Origin of the sequence: Vibrio sp. M250220 (genome assembly GCF_036533795.1) — a bacterium.
In the GTDB taxonomy this organism is placed as follows: domain Bacteria; phylum Pseudomonadota; class Gammaproteobacteria; order Enterobacterales; family Vibrionaceae; genus Vibrio.
The window spans coordinates 1-686 of sequence record NZ_JATABI010000175.1; the positions used below are offsets into that span (position 1 = coordinate 1).

The window sequence follows — 686 nt, forward strand, 5'->3', positions numbered from 1 at the left end:
CTGGGTTTGTAGCCAAATGGATAGCGCTTACGCCAAAGGTTTTGAGACAGAGCAAGACTTACTCTATTACTTCAATATTCTCGGTTATGTAGGCGAACAGGCGTTGCTAAAGAATACCTACCCAAATCTCACTCAACTTATCGAACAACCGTCATCACACACCTCATCACAACGTATTGTACAAGCGGCGAGTTTAGCCGAGCAAATTGCTAACCAATCAAGGGAGAACTAACCATGAGCACCCCCAATAAAGCCGCTAAATGCGCGTCCACCCGCAATGCAAAAAGTGCGGTTGGCTTATGCCCTTTTCGGCGTAATGATGTAGGTATCATCCCTGTCCGTTACGCCTTGGATGATATGAATGAACAAGGCCAACCACTTCACCCACTGCCTACCACCGATACCCAGTGGCAAGGTCGATTTGCCCCAAAGCAGCGTCAGTATACGTTAAGGCAATTACGTGATGGTTGGTTGTATGTCTATGACGAGACGGATAAGACTTTTGATGAGTATCAGGTGAAAGGGTATAAGTTTACCAAAATTGACTGGTCAAACGATGAAGCGGATAAACCTGCGAATCAGCGTGGCAGCAAAGGCGAAACGAAAAGCTGCTTGGTCTACCCAGCGAAAAATACACTCTATATGGCGTTTGCCCATCAACGCTGGACATGGCGACTGTGTGAGCA

Annotated in this window: 1 protein-coding gene and 1 pseudogene; both read left to right on the forward strand. The window is 46.9% G+C overall.

Going from position 1 to position 686, the window contains the following annotated elements; translation table 11 throughout:
• A pseudogene (locus tag QTN94_RS20225) lies at window positions 1-232 on the forward strand (DUF4123 domain-containing protein); the annotation flags it as partial.
• A gap of 2 nt (window positions 233-234) precedes the next feature.
• The coding region (locus tag QTN94_RS20230; RefSeq protein ID WP_331428676.1) for a toxin VasX at window positions 235-686 on the forward strand (452 nt) is incomplete at its 3' end.